Genomic DNA, 20,824 nt, shown 5'->3' on the forward strand with positions numbered 1-20,824 from the left:
TCTGTCTGCCCTTAATGGACCTGTGTACAGCCCAGCCCGCGTTCCCGCACGGCACTACAGAAGCTGCGCGTTTCCGCGACCGAGGCAAAGCCCCCTACCCGCAGGCGATAGAATACAGCGTTATCCCGCTGTACTTTTTCGATTACCGGTGAGCGGTCTGCAAACAGGGTCGGGTAGCGCGTTTTCAGGCGGCTCCATTCCTGCTGTGCCTGTGCTTCGTTCTGAAGTGCCGCCAGCTGAACGCGGAACTTCCCGCTGGTGCCCGCACTGGCCGCCGGGGCTGCCTCTTCCGTTTTACGAGCGGGTTCAGCGTCTTCCGCAGGCGCAACCTTTTTCGGTGCAGGTTTAGGAACGACCTTGCCAGGCACGGGAGCAACGGGCGCTGCTGCCGGTGCGCTGGCCGCGGCATCGCCGGAAGCGGAGTCATCCGCAACACCAGTGCCTGATTCAGGCAGGCTTTCCGGCTGCTGAGGGGCATCGGTTTGTGCAGACGTGCCCGCAGGAGCAGACGCGTCACCTTCCGGCGCAGCCCCATCCGCTCCGGCGGAAGGACCTTTGGCCTGATCGGCAGATGCGACGTCACCGGGGGCGGAACCTTCCGTGGCTGCCGTTTTGGCTGCCTGCTGGCCATATTGTGCGGCCAGCGCCCCCGGATTAGGCTTTTCCGGCGCAGGCACCGGATGCGCCTGCCCGTCATCAGCCTCCGGCGCGCTCAGGCCATCCACCTGCATCCCGCCCGGATCAACCGGCTTGGTCTTCATAGCAACCGGCGGCGGCCCGAGCACGGGCACCCCGCTCTGGTGGTGACCCATCAGCGCCCAGCCACCAATGCCCAGCACCAGCAGACCACCCAGCCCCGCAGCCCCGTAAACCAGCCGACGGGTTCCGGTATCACTGCTCAGAAACTGAGAAATCACGCCTGCCCCGACGCCGCCCGCAGGGGCAGCCGGACGGCGCGGAGGCGGCACATCATAATCCGTGCTCATGCGTTCCCGCGCACGGTTGATGCGCTCGTCAAAAGACCCTTTGTCGTTTTCGCTCATTAACGCATCTCCTCCACAGGCTCTACGCCCATGACAGCCAGCCCGGACCGAATCACGGTTGCAGTTGCCGCAACCAGTGCCAGCCGCGCCCGCGTGGCATCAGGCGCATCGGGCTGGAGAAAGCGCAGAGACGCATCATCCCGCCCACGGTTCCACAGCGCGTGGAAATCACCCGCCAGGTCCGCCAGATAGAAGGCCACGCGATGCGGTTCCCGCGCAAGTGCCGCGGCTTCCACCAGACGCGGCCATTCTGCCATACGGCGCACGAGCGCCATTTCTGCATCGGAATTCAGGCAATCCAGCGGCACAGCGGCCAGAGCGTCCGGCGTAATGGCCCCGTAAGAGCCTTCTTCCTGCGCGGCCCGCAGCACGGAGCGGCAGCGTGCATGCGCATACTGCACGTAAAAGACCGGGTTATCGCGCTTCTGCGCCACAACCAGATCCAGATCGAACTCCATCTGTGCATCGCTTTTGCGGGTCAGCATGGTGAAGCGCACGGCATCCTTGCCCACTTCATCAATCAGGTCCCGCAGCGTGACGAAGGTGCCTGCCCGCTTGGACATTTTCACCGGCTGGCCATCACGCAGAATATGCACGATCTGGCACAGCACCACTTCCAGCGGCACGGTGTCGTTCGTCACGGCACGTACGGCCGCCTTCATGCGTTTGACGTAACCGCCATGATCCGCGCCCCACACATCCACCATCATCTGCGCACCACGGGCCACCTTGTCTGCATGGTAGCCAATATCATTGGCGAAGTAGGTGTTGGTGCCGTCCGACTTGCGCATCGGGCGATCCACATCATCGCCAAACTGTGTGGAGCGGAACAGGAGCTGTTCGCGCTCTTCCCAGTCATCGGGCAGCTTGCCTTTGGGGGGCTCCAGCACACCCTCGTACAGCAGGCCCTGCTTTTCAAGCTTTTCGATAGCGGCATCTGTCACGCCATCGCGCAGCACCTGTGCCTCAGACGTAAAGACATTCTGGTGCACGCCAAGGGCTGCCAGATCATCTTTAATGGCCAGCAGCATCTGCGCCACGGCAAAGTCGCGCACCGTGTCCAGCCATGTCAGTTCCGGAGCCGGATTTGCACCGGGTTCCGCCAGATTATCGCCGTACTGAGCGACCAGCGCTTCACCCACCGGGATCAGATATTCGCCACGATATTGCAGGCCGGTCGGGGTCAGAGCATCAAATGCCTCTTCCGTCACGGTGGTACCCAGAGCCTGCAGGTAGCGCCAGTAAACCGCCCATGCCAGCGCCTTCACCTGTGCGCCGGCATCGTTGATGTAAAATTCCTTGGTAACGTCAAAGCCTGCCTTGGCCATCAGGTTGGCAAGCGCATCACCCACCACGGCACCACGGCAATGACCCACATGCATCGGGCCGGTGGGGTTGGCGGACACATATTCCACATTCACCCGCACACCCGCGCCAGACTGCGACTCGCCATAGGCTTCCCCAGCCTTCAGCACGGCAGGCAGGGTAGCGCGCAGCACGTCCGGGGTGAGTGTGATGTTTACAAAGCCCGGACCGGCAGCGGCCACGCGGGCAACGCCTTCAACTTTCTCCAGTGCGGCGACGAGGTCCGTGGCAATGTCGGCAGGCTTGCGGCGGGCCGGTTTGGCCAGCAGCAGGGCCGCATTGGTTGCCATATCCCCATGCGAGGGGTCACGCGCCGGGGTGACTTCCACACGGGCCAGCGTTTCTTCCGACACATCAGGCAGCATCGCCCGAACGGCGGCCAGAACGTGGTGACGATAACGCTGGAACAAACAGTCTGACATTACACTCAAGATCCCAAAGAAAGCGGTAGAACCGCGTTTTCAGCCTGCTATGGACAGATCAGTCAACCGGCGATGTTCTTCCATCGCGTAGCGATCCGTCATGGAGGCGACATAATCGGCCACTGTACGCCGCAATCCGGCCTCGTCTCCCGCCAGAGCGGGTTCGCGCCAGCCATCGGGCAGCAACTTGGGCGACTCCACCAGAATGGTAAACAGTTCGGACGTCACATGCTTGGCCTTGTAGGTCATGCGGTTGACGCGCCAGTGGCGGTAAAGCTTGGCAAACAGGAACTTCCTGATGCTCTTGTTGGCCTCTGCCATCTCCGGGCTGAAGGCCACAACGGGTTCCGATGCTGCCCGAATCTCTTCCACACTCTGCGGAGCCAGATCGGCCAGCCGCTTACGGGTGCAAACCAGCACATCGGTTGTCAGAGCATGAATCACGCGCCGGACCATTTCGTGCCGGATGCGCTGCTTTATATGCGGTGTGTCCTTTGGTAGGTCTTCGGCCAGCTTGCGGGCATCCCGCAGGGCATCCCCCACCAGCGGCACATCGACCAGATCATCCAGCGAGAGCAGGCCGGATTTCACGCCATCATCCAGATCATGCCCGTGATAGGCAATGTCATCCGCAAGAGCGGCCACCTGCGCCTCAGCCGAGGCATACGTCCCCAGATCCAGCGACCATTGCGCATCAATCTCCCGCAAACGGGCCAAGGGGTTTCGCACCGGGCCATTATGTTTAGCCAGCCCTTCCAATGTTTCCCATGTCAGATTCAGGCCATCAAACGCCAGATAGCGCCGCTCCAGCAGGGTCACCTGCCGCAGGGCCTGCGTATTATGGTCAAACCCGCCCCAGGGCTGCATCTGGGCGGCAAGGGCTTCTTCTCCCGCGTGGCCAAACGGCGTGTGGCCCAGATCATGCGCCAGAGCCACGGCTTCCGTCAGATCCTCATCCAGCCGCAGATACCGCGCCATGGAGCGCGCCACCTGTGCGACTTCCAGAGAATGGGTCAGCCGGGTACGAAAAAAATCGCCCTCATGGTTGATAAAGACCTGTGTCTTATATTGCAGGCGACGAAAGCCGGAGGAATGCACCACACGGTCCCGGTCACGCTGCCAGGGGGAGCGGGTGAGTGATTCCTCTTCCGCATGCAAGCGGCGCCCCCGCTCCGGTGCCATATGCACGGCGTAGGGTGCGAGAGACATCTGTGCGGCAGCCTGTAATCCCATAAGTCTTCCGGTCCTGCTTGCTCTGGTGTGGGCGGTTTTACCCCCGCGTCCATAGAGGAGGCACACTAGGCCATTGCGTGAAAATTGACCATGCACGCCCTCACGGCCCCTTCAAACCAGAGCCCGCGCACGCTATCTACAAAGACATGACCCAGCCCCAGCCCTTTTCCGTCTCCGATGCCGCAGCCGCGCGCATTGCCCGCGTGATTGCATCACGCACCGCTTCTGCTTCTGCAGAGGGGAAAGCCCCGCCTGCAGCGCTGCGCGTGGCGGTGGAAGCCGGGGGCTGTAATGGCTTCCAGTATCAGTTCAAACTGATCGGGCCGGACGATATTGCCCCGGATGACATCAAACTGGACAAGGGCGAAGCTCTGGTGGTGGTAGACCCCGTCAGCCTCGACCTGCTGGCCGGTGCACAGCTGGACTTTGCAGACAAGTTGATGGGCGCGCATTTCACGGTCAACAACCCGAATGCAGCGTCTTCCTGCGGGTGCGGCACGAGCTTTTCCGTCGCATGAAAATCGCCAGCTGGAACGTCAATTCAGTCCGTCAACGGCAAGACCTGATTCTGGACTGGCTGAAACGCCATGAACCAGACGTGCTGATGATGCAGGAAATCAAATGCGAAACCGCGCATTTTCCCGCCGAAATCTTTCAGAACGCCGGGTATAAATGCGCCGTTGTGGGCCAGAAATCCTACAATGGGGTGGCGACACTGGTGCGGGGTGACTTTGAGACCACCACCGACCACCTGCCGGGGTTTGAAAACCCCGCAGCTCGCTATGTTGAAGTGCGCACGCAAGGGCTGACGCTGGGTAACCTCTACCTGCCCAACGGCAACTCTGGTGGGGAAGAGGGCTACGCAACCAAACTGGCGTTTTTCGATGCCCTCGCCTGCCGCGCTCAAAATTTCCTAAATTCTGAAACTGATTTTGTGCTGGCCGGAGATTATAACGTCTGCCCGACAGCAGAAGACTACGCCCCCGGCGCGCTGGGGCCAGATGATGCCCTGGCGCGGCCTGAAAGCCGGGCAGCATGGCGGCGTCTGGTCTGGCTGGGGCTGACCGATGCTCTGCGCGCCGTCCATCCTACTGGCACCGCGTACACGTTCTGGGACTATCAGGCCGGAGCATGGCAGCGCGACTGCGGCCTGCGTATTGACCACGCTCTGCTCTCCCCCCGCGTTGCGGAGCGGCTAATTGATGCCCAGCCTGACAAGGAAGAGCGCGCCATGGAACGCCCGTCCGACCATGTGCCGCTGATTGTAACGCTGAAAGACCCGGCTCCCGCAGCCTGATCGCATACCCACGATTAAGTCGCCCGCCTGACGCGGGACGCAACACGGAGTTTGTCTGTATGAGCACTGCCCCTCAGTCCCTTCTTTCTATGGCAGAGGCTCTGGCGGACGGCAGGCTGCGCAGTCGGGATCTGGTGGAACAGGCGCTGGACCGCGTTGCGGACCCACAGGGTGAGGGTTCCCGCACGTTTGTCGCCGTGCATACCGAAGCTGCTCGCGCTGCGGCGGATGAGAGTGACCGCCTGCGCAAGCAGGGTGTCCCCCTTCCCGCTCTTTCAGGCCTCCCTGCCTCAGTCAAAGATCTGTTTGATGAAGCAGGGTCTGTGACCAAAGCAGGCTCCCGCGTTCTGGAAGACGCCGCCCCCGCCCCACAGGACGCCCCGGCCATTGCCAACCTGCGCAAAGCCGGGCTGATTTCCATTGGCCGCACCAGCATGACCGAATTTGCGTTCTCGGGCGTGGGCATCAATCCGCATACAGGCACACCCGCTAACCCGTGGGAAAGAGCAAATCGTCGCATTCCGGGTGGCTCATCCTCCGGGGCGGCCATCTCAGTCACAGATGGCATGGCTGCGGTCGGTATTGGCAGTGACACAGGCGGCTCCTGCCGTATCCCCGCTGCCCTGACCGGGCTTGTTGGCTACAAACCGACCGCCTCCCGCATTTCCACCGCTGGCACGGTTCCTCTCTCTTTTACGCTGGACTCTACCGGCAGTCTGGGGCGCACCGTGTCCTGCTGCTGGGCAGCGGATCGCGCCTTGTCCGGGCAAAGCATTAACCCGACGGATGCGCCTGTGGCAGACAGCATCAGCGCGCCGCGTCTGGGTGTTCTACGTAACTACGTAACCGTCGGCATGGACAGCATTGTGGCCCGCACTTACGAGCAAGCGCTCCAAAGGCTTGAGCAGGCAGGCGCTATCCTGACAGACGTGACCTTTCCGGAGCTGGACACGCTGCCGGAAATTAACGCGCTGGGCGGTTTCCCCGCACCGGAATCCCTCACATGGCATGAAAAACTTATTCAAGAGCACGGGGATCTTTATGATCCGTTTGTTTTAAAGCGGATTTTGCGAGGCAAAGAACAGAGCGCTGTGGACTACATTACGCTCCGGCTACGTCGCCGCGCCTTGATTACAAAAGCGACTGAAGCACTGGATGCGTATGACGCCATCCTGATGCCCACGGTGCCCGTTATCGCCCCCCGCATTGATGATCTGCACGATGATACCGTTTACGCCACCACCAATCTTCTTCTCCTGCGCAACCCAACGATCACCAATTTTCTGGACCGCTGCGCCATCAGCCTGCCCTGCCATGAGCACGGCTCCGCGCCGGTTGGGATCATGGCGATGGGGCATCACATGCGCGATGAGCATTTGTTTGGTGTTGCCGCGTGGATGGAGCCGGTTTTGGGACAAACTCTCTCTTAAATCAGCCCCGCTCTCCTTATGATTATCAAAAGAACTTTTAGAAAATTCTGTTTTAAAAACGATCAGAAGCACCTGATTACGAAAGGAAAAACTCAATCATGAGATGGTTCAGATCACGCCTCATCTGTCACCTTCTGGGCCACCAGTGGTCCCCGTGGGTGCTCCAGCGTTCATGGGATGGGAAGCAGGATTTTCTCCATCGCCACTGCACGCGACAGGGATGCCTCGCAACCGAGAAAAAAGCACCCTGACCCTGAACAGGAAGAAGCCGTTTCCAGTTCCTCGCCTTACGGCTATCGTCTTCAAAATCCCGCAGGAGGCGAATTTGAAAAGAGTTATCCCGGCAACGCTCACACTTCTTTTGGCGGCATGCGCAACGCAGGAAAAGCCCCCGGCACCTGCGGACGATATGAGCGCGTCTCAGCCTGTCCAGACTGCACCGGCTTCTCCAGAACCGACGGCACAGAACAACGCGGAAGCCACCGTTGTGATGAAGGCCGACATCAGCAGAGACGGCCACAACGTAAACTGCCGGATCATATCAAGCGAAAAGCCTGATCTGGACGATATCTCTCTGGATTATTGCCGCAATGAGCACTATCGACGCCCCATCAAAAACGGTATTCCCGTGATCGAGCATGACCACCTGGTAACCGTTAAATATCACGTGGATAAGTGACGGAGGGATCACCGTTCCCCTTACTCAGGAAGCAGGCTTGCTATCATTATTCGCGTAAGCATACTTCCCTCCTCGGTGCAGGGCGCGCTGATACGCGGGACGGTCATGAATACGGCTTAGGAACGCTTTCACATGCGGCCGACCGTCCGTTGCCTCGGCGCGGGCGGCAGCGGCTTCAAGAGGGAAGCTCATCTGAATATCCGCTGCGGTAAAGTCATTACTGGCAAACCATGCACTGTCTGACAGGCTACGTTCCCAATAATCCATATGCAGTTTGACCTGCGGATTAATGAATTTTGCCTGCGCTCCTTTCGCAATCAGGAATGCAAACGGGCGGAAAGGCAAAGGGGCCTTTTCTGGCAGCATCCCGAATATCAGTTTGAGCAAAAGCGGTGGCATAGCCGACCCTTCTGCATAATGCAGCCAGTAGATGAAGCGGATGTACTCGGGTGTATCGCGCGCAGGTGCCAGGCGGCCATTGCCGTATTTATTGATGAGATATTCGATAATCGCCCCGCTTTCTGCCAGCGTCACATTACCATCGGTATCCGTGATGACGGGAGTCTTGCCCAGGGGATGAGTGGCCCGCAGAGGTTTCGGGGCCATCATGGTTTTGGGATCGCGCTTATAAAACTTGATGTCATAGGGCAATTCCAGCTCCTCCAGCAGCCAGAGAATCCGCTGGGAACGTGAATTGTCCAGATGATGCACGGCAATCATGATAAGCGATCCTTCCTGTGGGTATGAGGCCCCGAGCGCCGCCCCAGACAGTATCTATAAGGACCTGATCATGGCTTTGGTTCCGTGCATCGGATGAGGCCTAGTGGAGGAAGGCGTGCCTTAGACAGCTTAGGTGCAACTCAGGGAAGAAGGACCTTGTCCTGCACGAAGCACTATCAGCTCCCCTGGAAGAAGCGTGTTTTCTCAAACGCCTCAGAAGCCAAAGCACGCCAAAAAACTGCTTTGGTGAAATTTTTCAGTGATGATTTCAGGAATAAGCCTGAAAAGGCTTCTCAAGATAACTCTATCAAAACAGATATTTTTTGAAGTTATCTGGCGGAGAGAGAGGGACTCTCACGCCATGAGCAATTTACCGCAGAAAACCGCCAAAAAACATGTCACTACAGCATTGTATGGCGTAGCTACACACTACAGCCTGTTGTTAGAACTGCCTCATTCACTCCTTAACGCTAACACTGTTCGCCTGTCCACGCCCCTCACAAGAGGCCACTGGCTCAAGCCACAGCCCGAAGGCACCTGTTAACGTGCTGGCGTGTGATGCCAAGCTGACGAGCGATAGCTGTCGCACCCAGCCCCTCCGCCTTCAGTTTCTTCACCTCTTCACGGTCAACCGTTGGCTTGCGGCCTTTGTAGACACCTTTCGCCTTTGCAAGCGCTATCCCTTCAAGCTGGCGTTCTTTCCGTAGGTTGGTTTCAAACTCAGCGAACACTCCCAGCATATCCAGAAAGGCTTTTCCTGCCGCTGTTGACGTGTCTACGGGCTGTTCTGTGCATTGCAGCGCAACGCCTTTGCTCTTTAGCATGCCAACAATTTTCTGAAGATCAGCAACCGAACGGGCAAGTCGGTCTATCCGCGTCACGACCAGCGTATCCCCCTCGCGCATGAATTGAAGGAGGGTTGTCAGTTCATCCCGCCCTTCCATCTTGGTGCCGGTCTTTTGCTCTGCTCTGACTTCATCACACCCAGCAGCTTCCAGCGCCTGCACCTGTGCTTCCGTGTTCTGGTCTATCGTTGAAACGCGGGCATATCCGTAACGCATTGCATGAGTGTCCTGCTGAATTGGAACATTAGGCTTTAGACCTGATGATCTATGTGGAACATAAACCCAAAGTCAATCTAAATGTTCCGCACAATCGCCCCATCATGTTCTAGCACTCACAGGTATACCCCAATGTTCCATACGCATGGACACCAGTCCATTTCAAAGACTCACAGAAGCCCGCACAGAGTCCTATCTGCATTCATGGCTGTCAGATAGCCAGAACAAGGCAGATGCGCCTCTACGGGCTTCTATGACTCTCTCAGAGCGTGGTGAGGAGCGCAGGCTGTATGTCGGTTCTTTGTTATCCAAAGACACTCAGCCTAAGGTTACAGCTAGTTAATGCTTGAGAGGCAACAGGCACACCGTCTGGCAAGGAGCACACCACGGCATCCGGGGCTATGGTCAGAGCGTAACAGGGACTCCAAACGGGCCACCGAGCGCAGTTTTCAGAGGATTTTTGGTTTCAAAACAAAGCCTAAAGTCAATCTTTGTTGCTGTTGTTCGATCGTTGTCGGAAGCGTTCACTCTATGAAAACCGGAGAAAAACCTATGGAGGGAATTTTCACTTCCCCACCCTCAAAGCCCCGTATTTGACTCCTGAGACGCTTCTAGACCTTCTCCGGCACAATGAGAGCAAGGAACCACATGATACCATTCAGCGGGCCTCTGTGAGTCTCTGAGAGGCATGCCCTGCTTTTTGTGGCACATGGCAATCAGGATCTTGATCAGCCAAAAACCTGTCTAAAGATCTCTCTGAAGACCAGTCTTTCTTTGTGTCTTCTCTCTTGAGCGAGAGCGAGAGAAACAGCCACTTTAGGGCACCTATAAAGCCCTGAGTGCAAAAATGCAGCGTATTGATACAGAACGACCTTAGAGGTTCCTAATAGGGGCCTTTAAGACCCTTAAAGGTATCCTATCCTTCTAATATAAAGAATAATAATAAGGATAACTATAAAGGACCCTTTAAGAGGGCTGCCGTGTATCGCCAAATGACTTCAAGTCAATTCATTCCCACAAAAAGGAGATACACCGACCATGACCAGAACTTCCTTACCAGCCATTGAAAGACTTCGCGCAAATTGTGTTGAAACACCTCCGCCGGAAGGCAGTCAGATCACCTCCCCTTGCCTGTCATTCAGAGGGGCAGCCCTCCCACGAGGTGGTCACGTTCGACTTAGGGAGAACGGAAAAAAAGCTCTAGCGCATCGAGTGGCCTACGAAGCCAAATACGGGGCCATCCCAGAAGGTATGGTTGTGATGCACCTTTGCGACAATCCCGCTTGCTGCAATCCTGATCACCTGATGCTTGGCACTCCCAAGGATAATGCTCACGATGCAATCCTGAAAGGCCGTTCCAAGGGTAGTCGTAAGAACGCTCTGCCCAACCTCATTAACCGAGTGTCACTCCTGCAAAAATCCGGCAAGACACCAGAAAAGATTGCTCACGAAATCGGCTACGACCTCACCGCAGTTCGATCACTCTTGGATTTTCTAGAGGACGACGAAGAACTCTACGAAGGGACGCAAGCAAGCTACGGAGACGACCTCGCGGACCACCAAAGGCTGGAGAGGCTGGTTTACGATCAGCACACTTCTACCGCTATCATAGCTATCCCAGAAAGCTATGGTCCACCACTTCCTGTTCATCTGGAATGTAACTTCACCACTCACTAATCCGGCAAGGCCACACGACACAGCCCCACAAGAAATCTTGAAGCGCAACCACGCTCCTTGGCATCTTGTGGGGCTTTTTAGCTGAGGGAAGCCAAGACCTTCTCCGGCAGCCCTTTGTCCACCATGCCCAGAATGGCAGCTTCATAGACCCGCCAAGGCATTTCTGCCTCCATATACGTGGTCTCCGTGATCGTCTGAGGCTTGTGGCCCATCAGCTTCTGAGCAACCGATAACTGGCATTCAGACACACCAGCCACAGCAGCCCTGCGCATGAATGTGCCAAAGCATTTTCTGAAGCTGTGGAACGTCACCAAACCATCCGATGCCGCGCCCAGCACATCCCGCCTGAACTCTGTAAAGCGTTTGGAGAAATAGTAACCCCGCTTCCCTGCTGGCCCTCCGGGCTTGCACTCAGGAAACAAAGGAGCGTCTGGTTCACCTGTGGCTATAGCAGCAGCCAGCCTTCTTTCGATCATGGGTCTGACCAGAGGATGCAGCGGAACCTGCCTGACGGAACTGTCTGTCTTTGCGTCCTCTTCAAGCACAGCAATGCCCAGCAGATCAGCCCCCGGAAGCTGCACAACCTTGTCCACCGTCAGGCTGCACAGTTCGTTCTCTCTGGCCCCAGTCAGGAGAGCCAAGGGCATCAGATCACGGATAGCCTGTCCCCATGTCCATCGCCTCCCTGCATCAGGATCAGCCTGCAAGAGGGCCAGCAGTTCACCTTCTGAGAACTCACGGCGCTTTGGTCTGCTGTTGCCCTGACGTGCTGCCTGCTGTTTCAGGCCTCGGGTGGCACCATCCCACGGGTTCGGGCCAGAGATGATATGCTTGCGAATGCACCAGTCCCAGAACATCTTGAGAGGACTGACCCGGCTTCCCACAGTCTTAGCAGTCAGACCAGCGCTGCCCAACAGCCACTCCGTAAAGCCCCCCAGCACCCTCGGCTCCAGTCTCTCCAGCGCTTTGGCTCTAAGGTGCTTCATAACGTCTGTTATTGGACTGGCGTGCCACTGACTGTCATGTTCGGCAAGATAACTGGCGAAGTGATTGAAAGCAGCCTTGTCCATCGCCCGTGAAGCCTTGCTGACGCTTCTGTCTCTCTCCTGTTCCCAGCGGTCCAGCAAGGGGCCGAGAGGCGTCTCTTCACCAAAGGCAACAGCGGCGAAACGGTCATAATGTGGCCCCACAGGTTTGCCTGCGTCCCGGAGTTCACCCAACTGTTCCGCTATGAGGTCCCGTAGCTGGCTTTCCTTCCGATCGCGGGGGCTTGTCCGTATTGTCGTGGAATGAATGCTTCCGTCAGCGGTCGCTGTATAGAGCTCTTCAGCCTCGTCTTCCCGGTCCGATGCCTTGGTAATCTCCCTCCGGGCCGCAAGCCCTTCTGCTACAGCTTTCTCTTCATCATCCCATGCAAAGGCCCAGTCAGGCTTCCAGCCACCATCAAGAGGCGCAAGACCGATTGCCTGAAGTTTTGCATCGATCTCTGCACGGATAGCCTCAAGAGCCTTTGGACGCCTGCCCATCGCTGCTTTACGGTCTGTGGTGCCCAGAGTTCTCACCACATCAGCCTTATGGCCGCTCTTTGTTCCGTATGCCTTGCCTACGTCAAAACGCCTGTCACGAGGGACATGAAACCGGACGCTCCATGTCTGAGCACCGGTCCGCCGGAATATACTGTGCATGTCTTCCATACCTGCCGATATGTAGCGCTGAGCATGTAACTGCACAATACAATCCTGTCGTGACAGGTTGGCTTAAGTGCTTGTTTTTTCAGGGGAAATTACATTCTGGCGGAGAGAGAGGGATTCGAACCCTCGGTACGCTATTAACGTACACACGCTTTCCAAGCGTGCGCCTTAAGCCACTCGGCCATCTCTCCGGCGCGGGAGTGGTAATAGCAATTCTGACGGATCAGGCAAGAGGGAAAACGAGCGTTTTTGCCCGTCAGGCCGAAAAAGTGACCGATCGGGCATTTTGGATGAAGCGGGCAATGGCATCCGGGCTTTTGATACCGGGCGCACTTTCCACCCCGGAGGACACATCCACCGCGGGAGCGCCGGTTATCGCCACAGCCTGCGCCACATTAGCCGGGTTCAGGCCGCCCGCCAGCATCCACGGAAAAGTCGGCAGCCAGCCCTTCATCAGTCCCCAATCCAGTTGCTGGGCATTGCCTCCTGGGCGCGTCGCGCTGGCGAGCGGCTTTGGCTCAATCAGCAGTCTTTCCACTCCGGCGGGGCAGTGCGCCGGCAAATCAGCGCACGCAGACACTGGCTGAGAGAGCCAGACAGGCAACCCAAAGCGCGCACGCACCTCAGTGGCCCGCTCAAAAGAAGCATAGATCTGCAAAATATCCAGCGAGACACCCTCCAGCACACGGGCGAGAGTCTCATCATCAGGATGCACAAACAGCCCGACGCGCGCAGGGCCTCCGGTATGCCGGGCAGAAAGCGCATGGGCCTGCGCGGCTGTCACGCAGCGGGGGGAGCGGTCAAAAAACACGAACCCCACCCAGTCCGCGCCATGTGCGATGCAGGCATCAAACCCGGCCTCTTCCGTCAGTCCGCAAATTTTAACACCACGAGCACCAGAGGCCGGATCATGTGCCATGTTACGCGGCCAGTTCTGCCGTAATGGCAGCCGCAGCGGCGGCCGGATCTGCTGCCTGCGTGATGGGACGGCCGACTACAATCCAGTCGGCCCCGGCCTGACTGGCCTGCCGGGGAGTCATAATCCGCTTCTGGTCTCCCGCCTGACTGCCAGCGGGCCGGATTCCCGGCGTGACCAGCAAAGGCGCATCACCCAGCGTATCCCGCAGGGGAGCAAGCTCATGCGCAGAGCAGACCAGCCCATCAATCCCGGCCTGCATGGCCAGCTTGCCTAGCCGCAGCACCTGCGCCCGTGCGCCGTCCATCACGCCGGTTTGTTCCAGAGCATGATCATCCAGACTGGTCAGCACTGTAACAGCCAGCAGCGCGGGCCGGGCATCAGCCGGAAAAGCCTCATCACACGCTTTGCGGGCAGCTTCCATCATGGCCAGGCCACCAGAAGCATGCAGCGTCAGCATCTTGGGCCGCAGGCTGGACAGGGATTTAATGGCCGCAGCAACCGTATTGGGAATGTCGTGCAGCTTAAGGTCCAGAAACAGCGGGGTTGCGCCCGCTACGTCGGCCACAGCCTGAAACCCTGCCGCATAGGCAAATTCCAGCCCAAGCTTTACCGCCCCGGCGGATGGCGCCACCGCCTGCGCCCATGCCTGCGCCGTCGCGGCATTTTGTGTATCGAGTGCCGCAATCAGGCCAGTCTTACGCTTCATGTCAGATACGATCTTCCTGCACGGGAGAAGGAGAGGCATGACCAGCCACGGATGGTGCGGGAGCCACAACCTGCGGAGCAACGGCAGACGCCGCCTGCACCTGCGCCAGCTGCGCTTCCAGCTCTTTGATCCGCTGTTCCGCCTTGCGGGCGCGGCGGCGCTGCACCAGCTCGGCTGCCCACAGGCAGAACGCCCCCATGATAAAGCCCGTCGCCGCGACGATCAGGGCCAGCACCCCAGCTGAACACTTCCAGCTATAGGTGAGCAGCCACATATCCAGCGGGTCCTGATTACTGGCGCTGAAAATGACAAGAGCCAGCAGGAAGGGGATAACAACAGTGAGTCTGATCATGGGTTTCTCGTAGCCTTCCAGTGTACGGAGAGCAAGGAATCAGATGAAAGAAAAGACGCAAGAGCCGACTACCTCGCTATACCCCAAATTTTTGTTAAGGTTTGATATTTTAATACTGTTCTCATGGGGCAATAAACGGACTACCCCCTCGCACATCAGGCACTAATCTGTTACTCATCCCGTACTTTGGCGCTTTTCTTCCTTACCCACCATAGATTGAAATTTGACGACAGGAGCCTTTGCACACCATGGCTGACCAGAACGATTTTATGACAGATTCTATTGGCGGTGCTGCAAGTTCCTCCGCAAAACCCGGCGTTTTGATGGGAATCCAATACGTCAAGGCCGTCACATTTCAGGTTATTGGCGCCCCGACCGTTTATGCCCTTGCTCAGGAACGGCCGCAGATTGCCATTATGGTTGATGTCCGCGCCAATCAGATTGGCGAAAACATGCCGAATTTTGAGGTCGAGCTGGTCATGCACTGTCAGGGCCAGACGGCTCCGGGCCCGAATGGTGAAGAGCCGGTGCGTTTGTTTGAAACCAAGATGACCTATGCCGGGATTTTCACACTCAATCATTCGACGGCGGAAACATTTGAGCCGCTCCTGCTGATTGAAGCCCCGCGCCTGCTGTTCCCCGGCGCGCGGAACCTGCTGGTTACGTTAAGTCGTGAAGCCGGCTTCCTGCCAATTGTGGTCCAGCAGATCGATTTTGCGGAACTCTGGCGCAACCGCCGCGCTCAGGGCTGATAAACTCCAGCGCCCTGCTCTTCTCGTTGGTTTGAAGAAAGGCTGATGCGATGACATCTCTCCAGTTCCCTCCCCTGTGGAAAGCCTTTGACCCAGAGTGGTACCGGCAGGAATATAAAACTGTTCTGGGAGACGTCATCTCGCTCCCGGATGCGGATCTCAAGGCATGGTACGAGGATCAGGGGGCGTTTTCCGGTCATTCTCCTAACCGCTATTTTGATGAAGAATGGTATCGGCGGAACTGCTCGGAAGCACTGACTGAGATTGCAGCCAACCGCTGCCGGTCAGGCTTTGAGCATTACTGCCGCAGCGGGTTCAAAACGCAGTCCCCCCACTATCTGTTCTCCGAACGGTATTATACGTCCCGCTCTCCGGATATCAGTCTGGCCAACCTGGAGAAAAACGGGTTTGCCAACGGCTATGACCATTTCCTGCGGTCAGGCGATAAGGAACATCGGTCCGGACATCTGTTTTTCAACCCGGAAATCTATATTCGCAACAGGCCGGAAAACCCGGAACTGGCGCATCTCTCCCCGTTCATTCATCTGCTGCATGCGGACAAGAGCATGCCGGATACGGTGCCGCTTTCCAGCCAGTTTGACCCTGCATGGTATCGCATTACTCAGCCGCAAGCCGTGCAGGCAGTGGAATACGGGTACACGCCCAACCTGCTGTATCAATTTCTGGCTGATTTCACCCCAGACGGTTTCTAACCTTCCCTCTGCCTTCAAATCGTGTGATTGCATGAGCATCACAGGCCGCTGAGCCTGACGTATTTGAGCCCTACGATGCAGAGGATGAAAAAATGACAGAACAGGCCGCTCTTGATCTGGCAGACAAAGGGCTGGATGACAGCCTGAAGCGTCTTTTTGACCTGCTGCGTATTCCCAGCATTTCCACCCAGCCCGACCATGCCCCCGACTGCCGCAAGGCAGCGGAATGGCTGGTGAAGGAGCTGAGCGAGATTGGCTTTGACGCCAGCACGCGTGAAACGCCCGGCCACCCGATGGTTGTGGCGCATGCCAAAGGACCGGAAGGCTCCCCGCATGTGCTGTTCTATGGTCATTATGATGTGCAGCCAGTTGACCCGCTAAACCTTTGGACTTCTGCTCCGTTTGAGCCGGTTCTGATCAAAGGCCCGACGGGTGACATGGAAATCACAGCCCGCGGCGCTGCCGATGACAAAGGGCAGGTGATGACCTTTGTGGAGGCCTGCCGCGCCCTGCGCGCTGCCGACGGCACGTTGCCGCTGAGTGTGACCATGCTGATTGAAGGCGAGGAAGAATCTGGTGGCGTGAACCTGCTGCCGTTTCTGGAAGCCAACCGGGATGAACTGAAAGCCGATGTTGCGCTGATTTGTGACACCGGCATGCTGGGCCGTGGCATGCCCGCCATCACCACCATGCTGCGCGGCATGGTGGGCGAGGAAGTCACCATTACCTGCGCAAACCGTGACCTGCATTCCGGTATGTATGGCAACGCGGCCCGGAACCCTATTCAGCTTCTGTGCGATATCCTGTCTGACCTGCGCGATGGCGCAACGGGCCGGGTCACACTGCAGGGCTTTTATGAGGGCGTGCCGGTCATCCCGGAAGAAACGCGTGCCCTGTGGCGCAAGATCGGCCCGAGTGACGAAGAAGGTCTTGCTCCGGTTGGCCTGAGCCTGCCTGCTGGCGAGATTGGCTATACGGCTCTTGAACAGACATGGTGCCGCCCGAGTTGCGAGATTAACGGTATCAGCGGCGGCTATGAGGAAAAGGGCTTCAAGACGGTTCTGCCCTCCAAAGCCATGGCGAAAGTCTCCTTCCGTCTGGTCGGCGATCAGGACCCGGAAGCCATTCGTGCAGCCTTCCGTGCCCATGTTGAAACCCGCCTGCCGGCAGACTGTAAGGCAGAATTCACGGCACATGGTGGCTCCCGCGCCAGCATTGTCTCTGCGGATATGCCGTTCCTGCCGCCTGCCCTGAAGGCGCTGGAAGAAGAATGGCAACATCCGGCAGCCGTCATCGGCTGTGGTGGCTCCATCCCTGTGGTGACGGAAGTACAGGAAGCGCTGGGCATGGACTCCCTGCTCATTGGCTTCGGGCTGGAAGATGACCGCGTCCATTCCCCGAACGAGAAGTATGACCTGACCTGCTTCCACAAAGGCATGCGCTCATGGATCCGGGTGCTGTACGCACTGGCTGCCCGGAAAACACACTGACAAACCACTGAGGGACTGACCACCATGCTGGTGCTGACACAAGGTGACCCGGCAGGCATAGGCCAGGAAATTACCGTGAAGGCCTGGCAGGCGCTGCGGGAAAGCGGACCGGCCTTTGTGTTTCTGGGAGACCCGGCTCTTCTGGAAACAGAGGCTCCTGTTCGTGTTCTTGGAGACATTCATGAAGCCCGAACGGTTTTTCGGGATGCCATTCCGGTTTTACCGTTATCTCTGGCTGTGCCGGTCACCCCCGGCGCGCCGGACAGCCGGAACGCAGGCAGCGTGATCGACAGCATCACGCAGGCCGTGCGTCTGGTGCAGGCTGGTGAGGCCTCTGCGGTAGTCACTAACCCCATCAGCAAGGACGTGGTGAAGCAGGCCGGGTTCACGCATCCCGGCCACACGGGGTATCTGGCTGAACTCTGCGGCGTGCCCGGTCAGGATGTCATGATGCTGGCGGGCCCGTCCCTCAAGGTTGTGCCGGTAACCGTGCATGTGGCGTTGCGCAAGGCGATTGAACAACTGACGCCGGAGCTGATTATCCGCACGGCCCGCACCACGGTGCAGGGATTAAAGCGCGATTTTGGCCTGACCAACCCGCGCGTGGCAGTTGCGGGCCTCAACCCGCATGCAGGCGAAGGCGGACTGATGGGGCGGGAAGAGCTGGACTGCATCATTCCGGCCATCCGCACCTTGCAGGACGAAGGCATGACCATTTTCGGCCCCCTGCCGCCGGACACCATGTTCACGCCGGACGCACGTGCCCGGTACGATGTGGCGTTGTGCATGTATCATGATCAGGGTCTTATCCCGCTCAAGACGCTGGATATGGCGGAAGGTGTGAATATCACGCTGGGCCTTCCTATTATTCGCACATCTCCTGACCATGGAACGGCTTTTGATATTGCAGGCACTGGAAAAGCTGACCCGAGCAGCCTGCTGGCCGCACTCAGGCTGGCCGCAGAACTGGCCGAAAACCGAAGGAAGGCATCATGACGACCACATCTCGCCCCGCCATTCGGCTTGGAGTGAATATTGACCACGTCGCCACTGTTCGGAATGCGCGCGGCGGTGCCCACCCGGACCCGGTTGCCGCGGCCCTGCTGGCTGTGCAGTCCGGCGCGGATGGCATTACCGCGCATTTGCGGGAAGACCGCCGCCATATTCGGGACGCCGACCTCCTGCGCCTGCGCGCAGAGGTTGAAGCGCCGCTCAATATGGAAATGGCTGCCACGGATGAGATGGTCGCCCTCGCCTGCAAACTGCTGCCGCATGCGTGCTGCATTGTACCGGAACGGCGGGAAGAGCTGACCACGGAAGGCGGCCTGGACGTTGCCGGACAACTCGCCGCTTTGAAACCCCGTGTTCAGGCTTTAGTGGAAAAAGGCATTCGCGTTTCTCTGTTTATTGACCCCGACCCCGCGCAGATTGAGGCCGCCGCTGCCGCAGGCGCACAGGTGGTGGAACTGCATACAGGAGCCTATGCTGAAGGTCGCGCAGGTGAGCTGGAGCGTTTGCGCGCCGCAGCAACACAGGCTGCCGCAGCAGGGCTGGAAGTGCATGCTGGCCATGGTCTGACTTATGAAAATGTCGGCCTCGTTGCAGCTCTTCCCGAAATCATGGAGCTGAATATCGGGCATTTCCTGATCGGGCAGGCCATTTTTGATGGGCTACCGACTGTGATCCAAACCATGAAGCGCCACATCCAGACCGCCTCGGCGCGCTGAGCAGAGACAAGCAGGACAGACTATGGAACAAACGCCGGGCACGCCCAAAGCACTGATGGCAGCCGTCATCGGGATGGGTATTCTGATTGTGGTGGGCACCCTTGGGCTGGTGGGCGTGATTATCCACCGGATGGGGTCTCATACGCCCCCCACCAGTGCCGCTCTTTCTGCCCCGGCTGTTCCCTTGCAGGATGCCCCCGCGCGTCCGGTTCTGCCTGCTGGCACACATCTGATCAGCATGGCCCGTGTGCGGGATGACCTTCTGGCCCTGCATGTGTCCACCAATGGTGAGGACCGTATTTTGCTCTGGCAGGTCAGCACGGGGCGCATTTTGCCCGGCATAGACAGTGCAGCACCCTTTGCTGGTGCTACACCATGACAGGGACTGATTCTTCAGCTGATCTGTCTCTCTCCGCACAGGATGCACAGGAAGAGACAATGCGCACGCCGCTGACAGCCATCGGCCTGATGAGCGGCACCTCTCTGGACGGCGTGGATGCCGCGCTCATTACAACAGATGGTATCAGGGTTTTTCATCACGGACCGTCTCTGACAGTCCCTTATGATACCGCCCTCCGTGCCCGCCTGCGCGATATTCTGGACCGCGCAGCCAGCCTTTCCGCGGATGATGCAGACCTGCTGGACGCAGAACAGGCACTGACCGACGTGCACACGCAGGCCGTGCAGGCTGTGCGTGCCAAAGCAGGAAACACTCCTGTGGATGTTATTGGCCTGCATGGACAGACCATTCTGCATGCACCGGGCCGCACATGGCAGATTGGCAACGCGAGCCGCCTCTCTGCCGCGACGGATCTGCCCGTCATTCATGATTTCCGCACCGCTGACGTTCAGGCTGGGGGCGAAGGCGCACCACTTGCTCCGCTTTACCATGCAGCCCTGCTGCACGGGCACGCCACGCCCGCTGCTGTGCTAAATATTGGCGGCGTCGCCAACCTCACACTCATGACCCGCTCTGGCGACGTACTGGCGTGTGACACCGGGCCGGGAAACGCCTTGCTGGATGACTGGATGTTCCGCCATACCGGCCAGCCCTGCGATTTTAGCGGCACCTGTGCTGCGCAGGGAACGGTTGATACGGGCCGCCTCTCCACCCTTCTGGCGCATGACTTCTTCCACAAACCGCCGCCGAAATCACTCGACCGGCTAAGCTTCCATCAGGCGCTGGAACAGATTTCCACTCTGAGCGTTCAGGACGGGGCTGCTACTCTCACCGCCTTTACTGCTGCCGCGATTGCCAGCACCCCGCTGCCAGAGCAACCACTACACTGGTTTGTCTGCGGCGGTGGGCGACACAACCCGACACTGATGCATATGCTGGCGGAAAGACTATCCGGCACGGTGCAGCCCGTCGAAACTCTGGGATGGGATGGTGATGCACTGGAAGCTGAATGTTTCGGGTTTCTGGCCGTGCGTAGTCTGCGCGGGCTGCCCCTTTCCCTGCCCGCGACGACTGGCGTGCCCTGCCCGATGCCCGGCGGTCGGCTGACCTGTGGCGGCATCAGCCCCGCAGGCCGCAGGCTGTAACC

General features: G+C 58.4%; 21 protein-coding genes and 1 tRNA gene. 12 read left to right on the forward strand and 10 right to left on the reverse strand.

All coding sequences use genetic code 11. The features are described 5' to 3' along the window. Window positions 1-11 precede the first annotated feature (11 nt). The 3 genes from ACHQGU_RS12225 to ACHQGU_RS12235 are packed head-to-tail and all read right to left on the reverse strand — an operon-like array spanning window position 12 to window position 4,039. Window positions 12-1,043 (reverse strand): SPOR domain-containing protein, encoded by a 1,032-nt coding sequence (locus ACHQGU_RS12225; protein WP_395495192.1) that lies wholly within the window; start codon window positions 1,041-1,043, stop codon window positions 12-14. After that, on the reverse strand, window positions 1,043-2,830 hold the full coding sequence (argS, locus tag ACHQGU_RS12230) for an arginine--tRNA ligase (RefSeq protein WP_395495193.1): 1,788 nt from the start codon (window positions 2,828-2,830) through the stop codon (window positions 1,043-1,045). The genes ACHQGU_RS12225 and argS overlap by 1 nt, the downstream gene beginning before the upstream one ends. Before the next feature lie 39 nt (window positions 2,831-2,869). Then, window positions 2,870-4,039, reverse strand: coding sequence for a deoxyguanosinetriphosphate triphosphohydrolase (locus ACHQGU_RS12235; RefSeq protein WP_395496434.1), 1,170 nt, complete (start codon window positions 4,037-4,039; stop codon window positions 2,870-2,872). 170 nt (window positions 4,040-4,209) lie between these two features. Here ACHQGU_RS12235 and ACHQGU_RS12240 point away from each other — a divergent pair, with 170 nt between their 5' ends. The 4 genes from ACHQGU_RS12240 (at window position 4,210) to ACHQGU_RS12255 (ending at window position 7,469) form a co-directional block, all read left to right on the forward strand. Next, on the forward strand, window positions 4,210-4,581 hold the full coding sequence (locus ACHQGU_RS12240) for an iron-sulfur cluster assembly accessory protein (RefSeq protein WP_062249385.1): 372 nt from the start codon (window positions 4,210-4,212) through the stop codon (window positions 4,579-4,581). Beyond that, window positions 4,578-5,360, forward strand: a complete 783-nt coding sequence (locus tag ACHQGU_RS12245) for an exodeoxyribonuclease III (RefSeq protein ID WP_395495194.1) — start codon at window positions 4,578-4,580, stop codon at window positions 5,358-5,360. Before ACHQGU_RS12240 ends, ACHQGU_RS12245 begins: the two co-directional genes overlap by 4 nt. Before the next feature lie 59 nt (window positions 5,361-5,419). Next, a complete protein-coding gene (locus tag ACHQGU_RS12250; protein ID WP_395495195.1) occupies window positions 5,420-6,790 on the forward strand; it encodes an amidase in 1,371 nt (456 codons plus the stop codon). A 325-nt stretch (window positions 6,791-7,115) separates the two neighbouring features. Continuing rightward, a complete protein-coding gene (locus ACHQGU_RS12255) occupies window positions 7,116-7,469 on the forward strand; it encodes an energy transducer TonB (protein WP_395495196.1) in 354 nt (117 codons plus the stop codon). A 24-nt stretch (window positions 7,470-7,493) separates the two neighbouring features. On the opposite strand, the gene ACHQGU_RS12260 is transcribed toward ACHQGU_RS12255, so the two are convergent. Continuing rightward, a complete protein-coding gene (locus ACHQGU_RS12260; protein WP_395495197.1) occupies window positions 7,494-8,189 on the reverse strand; it encodes a glutathione S-transferase in 696 nt (231 codons plus the stop codon). 515 nt (window positions 8,190-8,704) lie between these two features. Continuing rightward, window positions 8,705-9,250: a recombinase family protein gene (locus ACHQGU_RS12265; RefSeq protein ID WP_043553669.1), complete on the reverse strand. Its 546-nt coding sequence runs from the start codon at window positions 9,248-9,250 to the stop codon at window positions 8,705-8,707. 1,038 nt (window positions 9,251-10,288) lie between these two features. Between ACHQGU_RS12265 and ACHQGU_RS12270 the strand changes: the two genes are divergently transcribed. After that, complete coding sequence (locus ACHQGU_RS12270; RefSeq protein WP_395495198.1) at window positions 10,289-10,927, forward strand: HNH endonuclease; 639 nt, start codon at window positions 10,289-10,291, stop codon at window positions 10,925-10,927. A gap of 77 nt (window positions 10,928-11,004) precedes the next feature. Here the strand turns inward: ACHQGU_RS12270 and ACHQGU_RS12275 are convergent, their stop codons facing one another. The 5 genes from ACHQGU_RS12275 to ACHQGU_RS12295 all read right to left on the reverse strand — a co-directional run bounded on the left by ACHQGU_RS12275 (window position 11,005) and on the right by ACHQGU_RS12295 (window position 14,595). Beyond that, window positions 11,005-12,612 (reverse strand): tyrosine-type recombinase/integrase, encoded by a 1,608-nt coding sequence (locus tag ACHQGU_RS12275; protein ID WP_395495199.1) that lies wholly within the window; start codon window positions 12,610-12,612, stop codon window positions 11,005-11,007. A 106-nt stretch (window positions 12,613-12,718) separates the two neighbouring features. Then, window positions 12,719-12,809, reverse strand: a tRNA-Ser gene (locus ACHQGU_RS12280). 65 nt (window positions 12,810-12,874) lie between these two features. Continuing rightward, window positions 12,875-13,537 carry a phosphoribosylanthranilate isomerase gene (locus tag ACHQGU_RS12285; RefSeq protein WP_395495200.1) on the reverse strand — a complete coding sequence of 221 codons (663 nt, stop codon included), beginning with the start codon at window positions 13,535-13,537 and terminating at the stop codon, window positions 12,875-12,877. 1 nt (window position 13,538) lies between these two features. Then, on the reverse strand, window positions 13,539-14,243 hold the full coding sequence (pyrF, locus tag ACHQGU_RS12290) for an orotidine-5'-phosphate decarboxylase (RefSeq protein WP_395495201.1): 705 nt from the start codon (window positions 14,241-14,243) through the stop codon (window positions 13,539-13,541). A 1-nt stretch (window position 14,244) separates the two neighbouring features. Next, the gene (locus tag ACHQGU_RS12295; RefSeq protein WP_395495202.1) at window positions 14,245-14,595 is read right to left on the reverse strand and encodes a lipopolysaccharide assembly protein LapA domain-containing protein; all 351 of its coding nucleotides are present in this window, start codon (window positions 14,593-14,595) and stop codon (window positions 14,245-14,247) included. Window positions 14,596-14,843: 248 nt separating this feature from the next. Between ACHQGU_RS12295 and ACHQGU_RS12300 the strand changes: the two genes are divergently transcribed. The 7 genes from ACHQGU_RS12300 (at window position 14,844) to ACHQGU_RS12330 (ending at window position 20,822) form a co-directional block, all read left to right on the forward strand. Next, a complete protein-coding gene (locus ACHQGU_RS12300) occupies window positions 14,844-15,347 on the forward strand; it encodes a protein-export chaperone SecB (RefSeq protein ID WP_082779356.1) in 504 nt (167 codons plus the stop codon). A gap of 50 nt (window positions 15,348-15,397) precedes the next feature. Further along, window positions 15,398-16,060 (forward strand): glycosyl transferase, encoded by a 663-nt coding sequence (locus ACHQGU_RS12305; RefSeq protein ID WP_395495203.1) that lies wholly within the window; start codon window positions 15,398-15,400, stop codon window positions 16,058-16,060. 92 nt (window positions 16,061-16,152) lie between these two features. After that, a complete protein-coding gene (locus ACHQGU_RS12310; protein WP_395495204.1) occupies window positions 16,153-17,550 on the forward strand; it encodes a dipeptidase in 1,398 nt (465 codons plus the stop codon). 24 nt (window positions 17,551-17,574) lie between these two features. Further along, window positions 17,575-18,546: a 4-hydroxythreonine-4-phosphate dehydrogenase PdxA gene (gene pdxA, locus ACHQGU_RS12315; RefSeq protein WP_395495205.1), complete on the forward strand. Its 972-nt coding sequence runs from the start codon at window positions 17,575-17,577 to the stop codon at window positions 18,544-18,546. Next, window positions 18,543-19,277 (forward strand): pyridoxine 5'-phosphate synthase, encoded by a 735-nt coding sequence (locus tag ACHQGU_RS12320; protein ID WP_395495206.1) that lies wholly within the window; start codon window positions 18,543-18,545, stop codon window positions 19,275-19,277. Before pdxA ends, ACHQGU_RS12320 begins: the two co-directional genes overlap by 4 nt. A 22-nt stretch (window positions 19,278-19,299) precedes the next feature. After that, the gene (locus ACHQGU_RS12325) at window positions 19,300-19,656 is read left to right on the forward strand and encodes a hypothetical protein (RefSeq protein ID WP_395495207.1); all 357 of its coding nucleotides are present in this window, start codon (window positions 19,300-19,302) and stop codon (window positions 19,654-19,656) included. A gap of 59 nt (window positions 19,657-19,715) precedes the next feature. Continuing rightward, entirely contained in the window at window positions 19,716-20,822 is a 1,107-nt protein-coding gene (locus tag ACHQGU_RS12330) for an anhydro-N-acetylmuramic acid kinase (RefSeq protein WP_395496435.1), read from the forward strand. Window positions 20,823-20,824: the final 2 nt, after the last annotated feature.

This window comes from Acetobacter sp. KSO5, from assembly GCF_044094635.1.
Lineage (GTDB): Bacteria > Pseudomonadota > Alphaproteobacteria > Acetobacterales > Acetobacteraceae > Acetobacter > Acetobacter cerevisiae.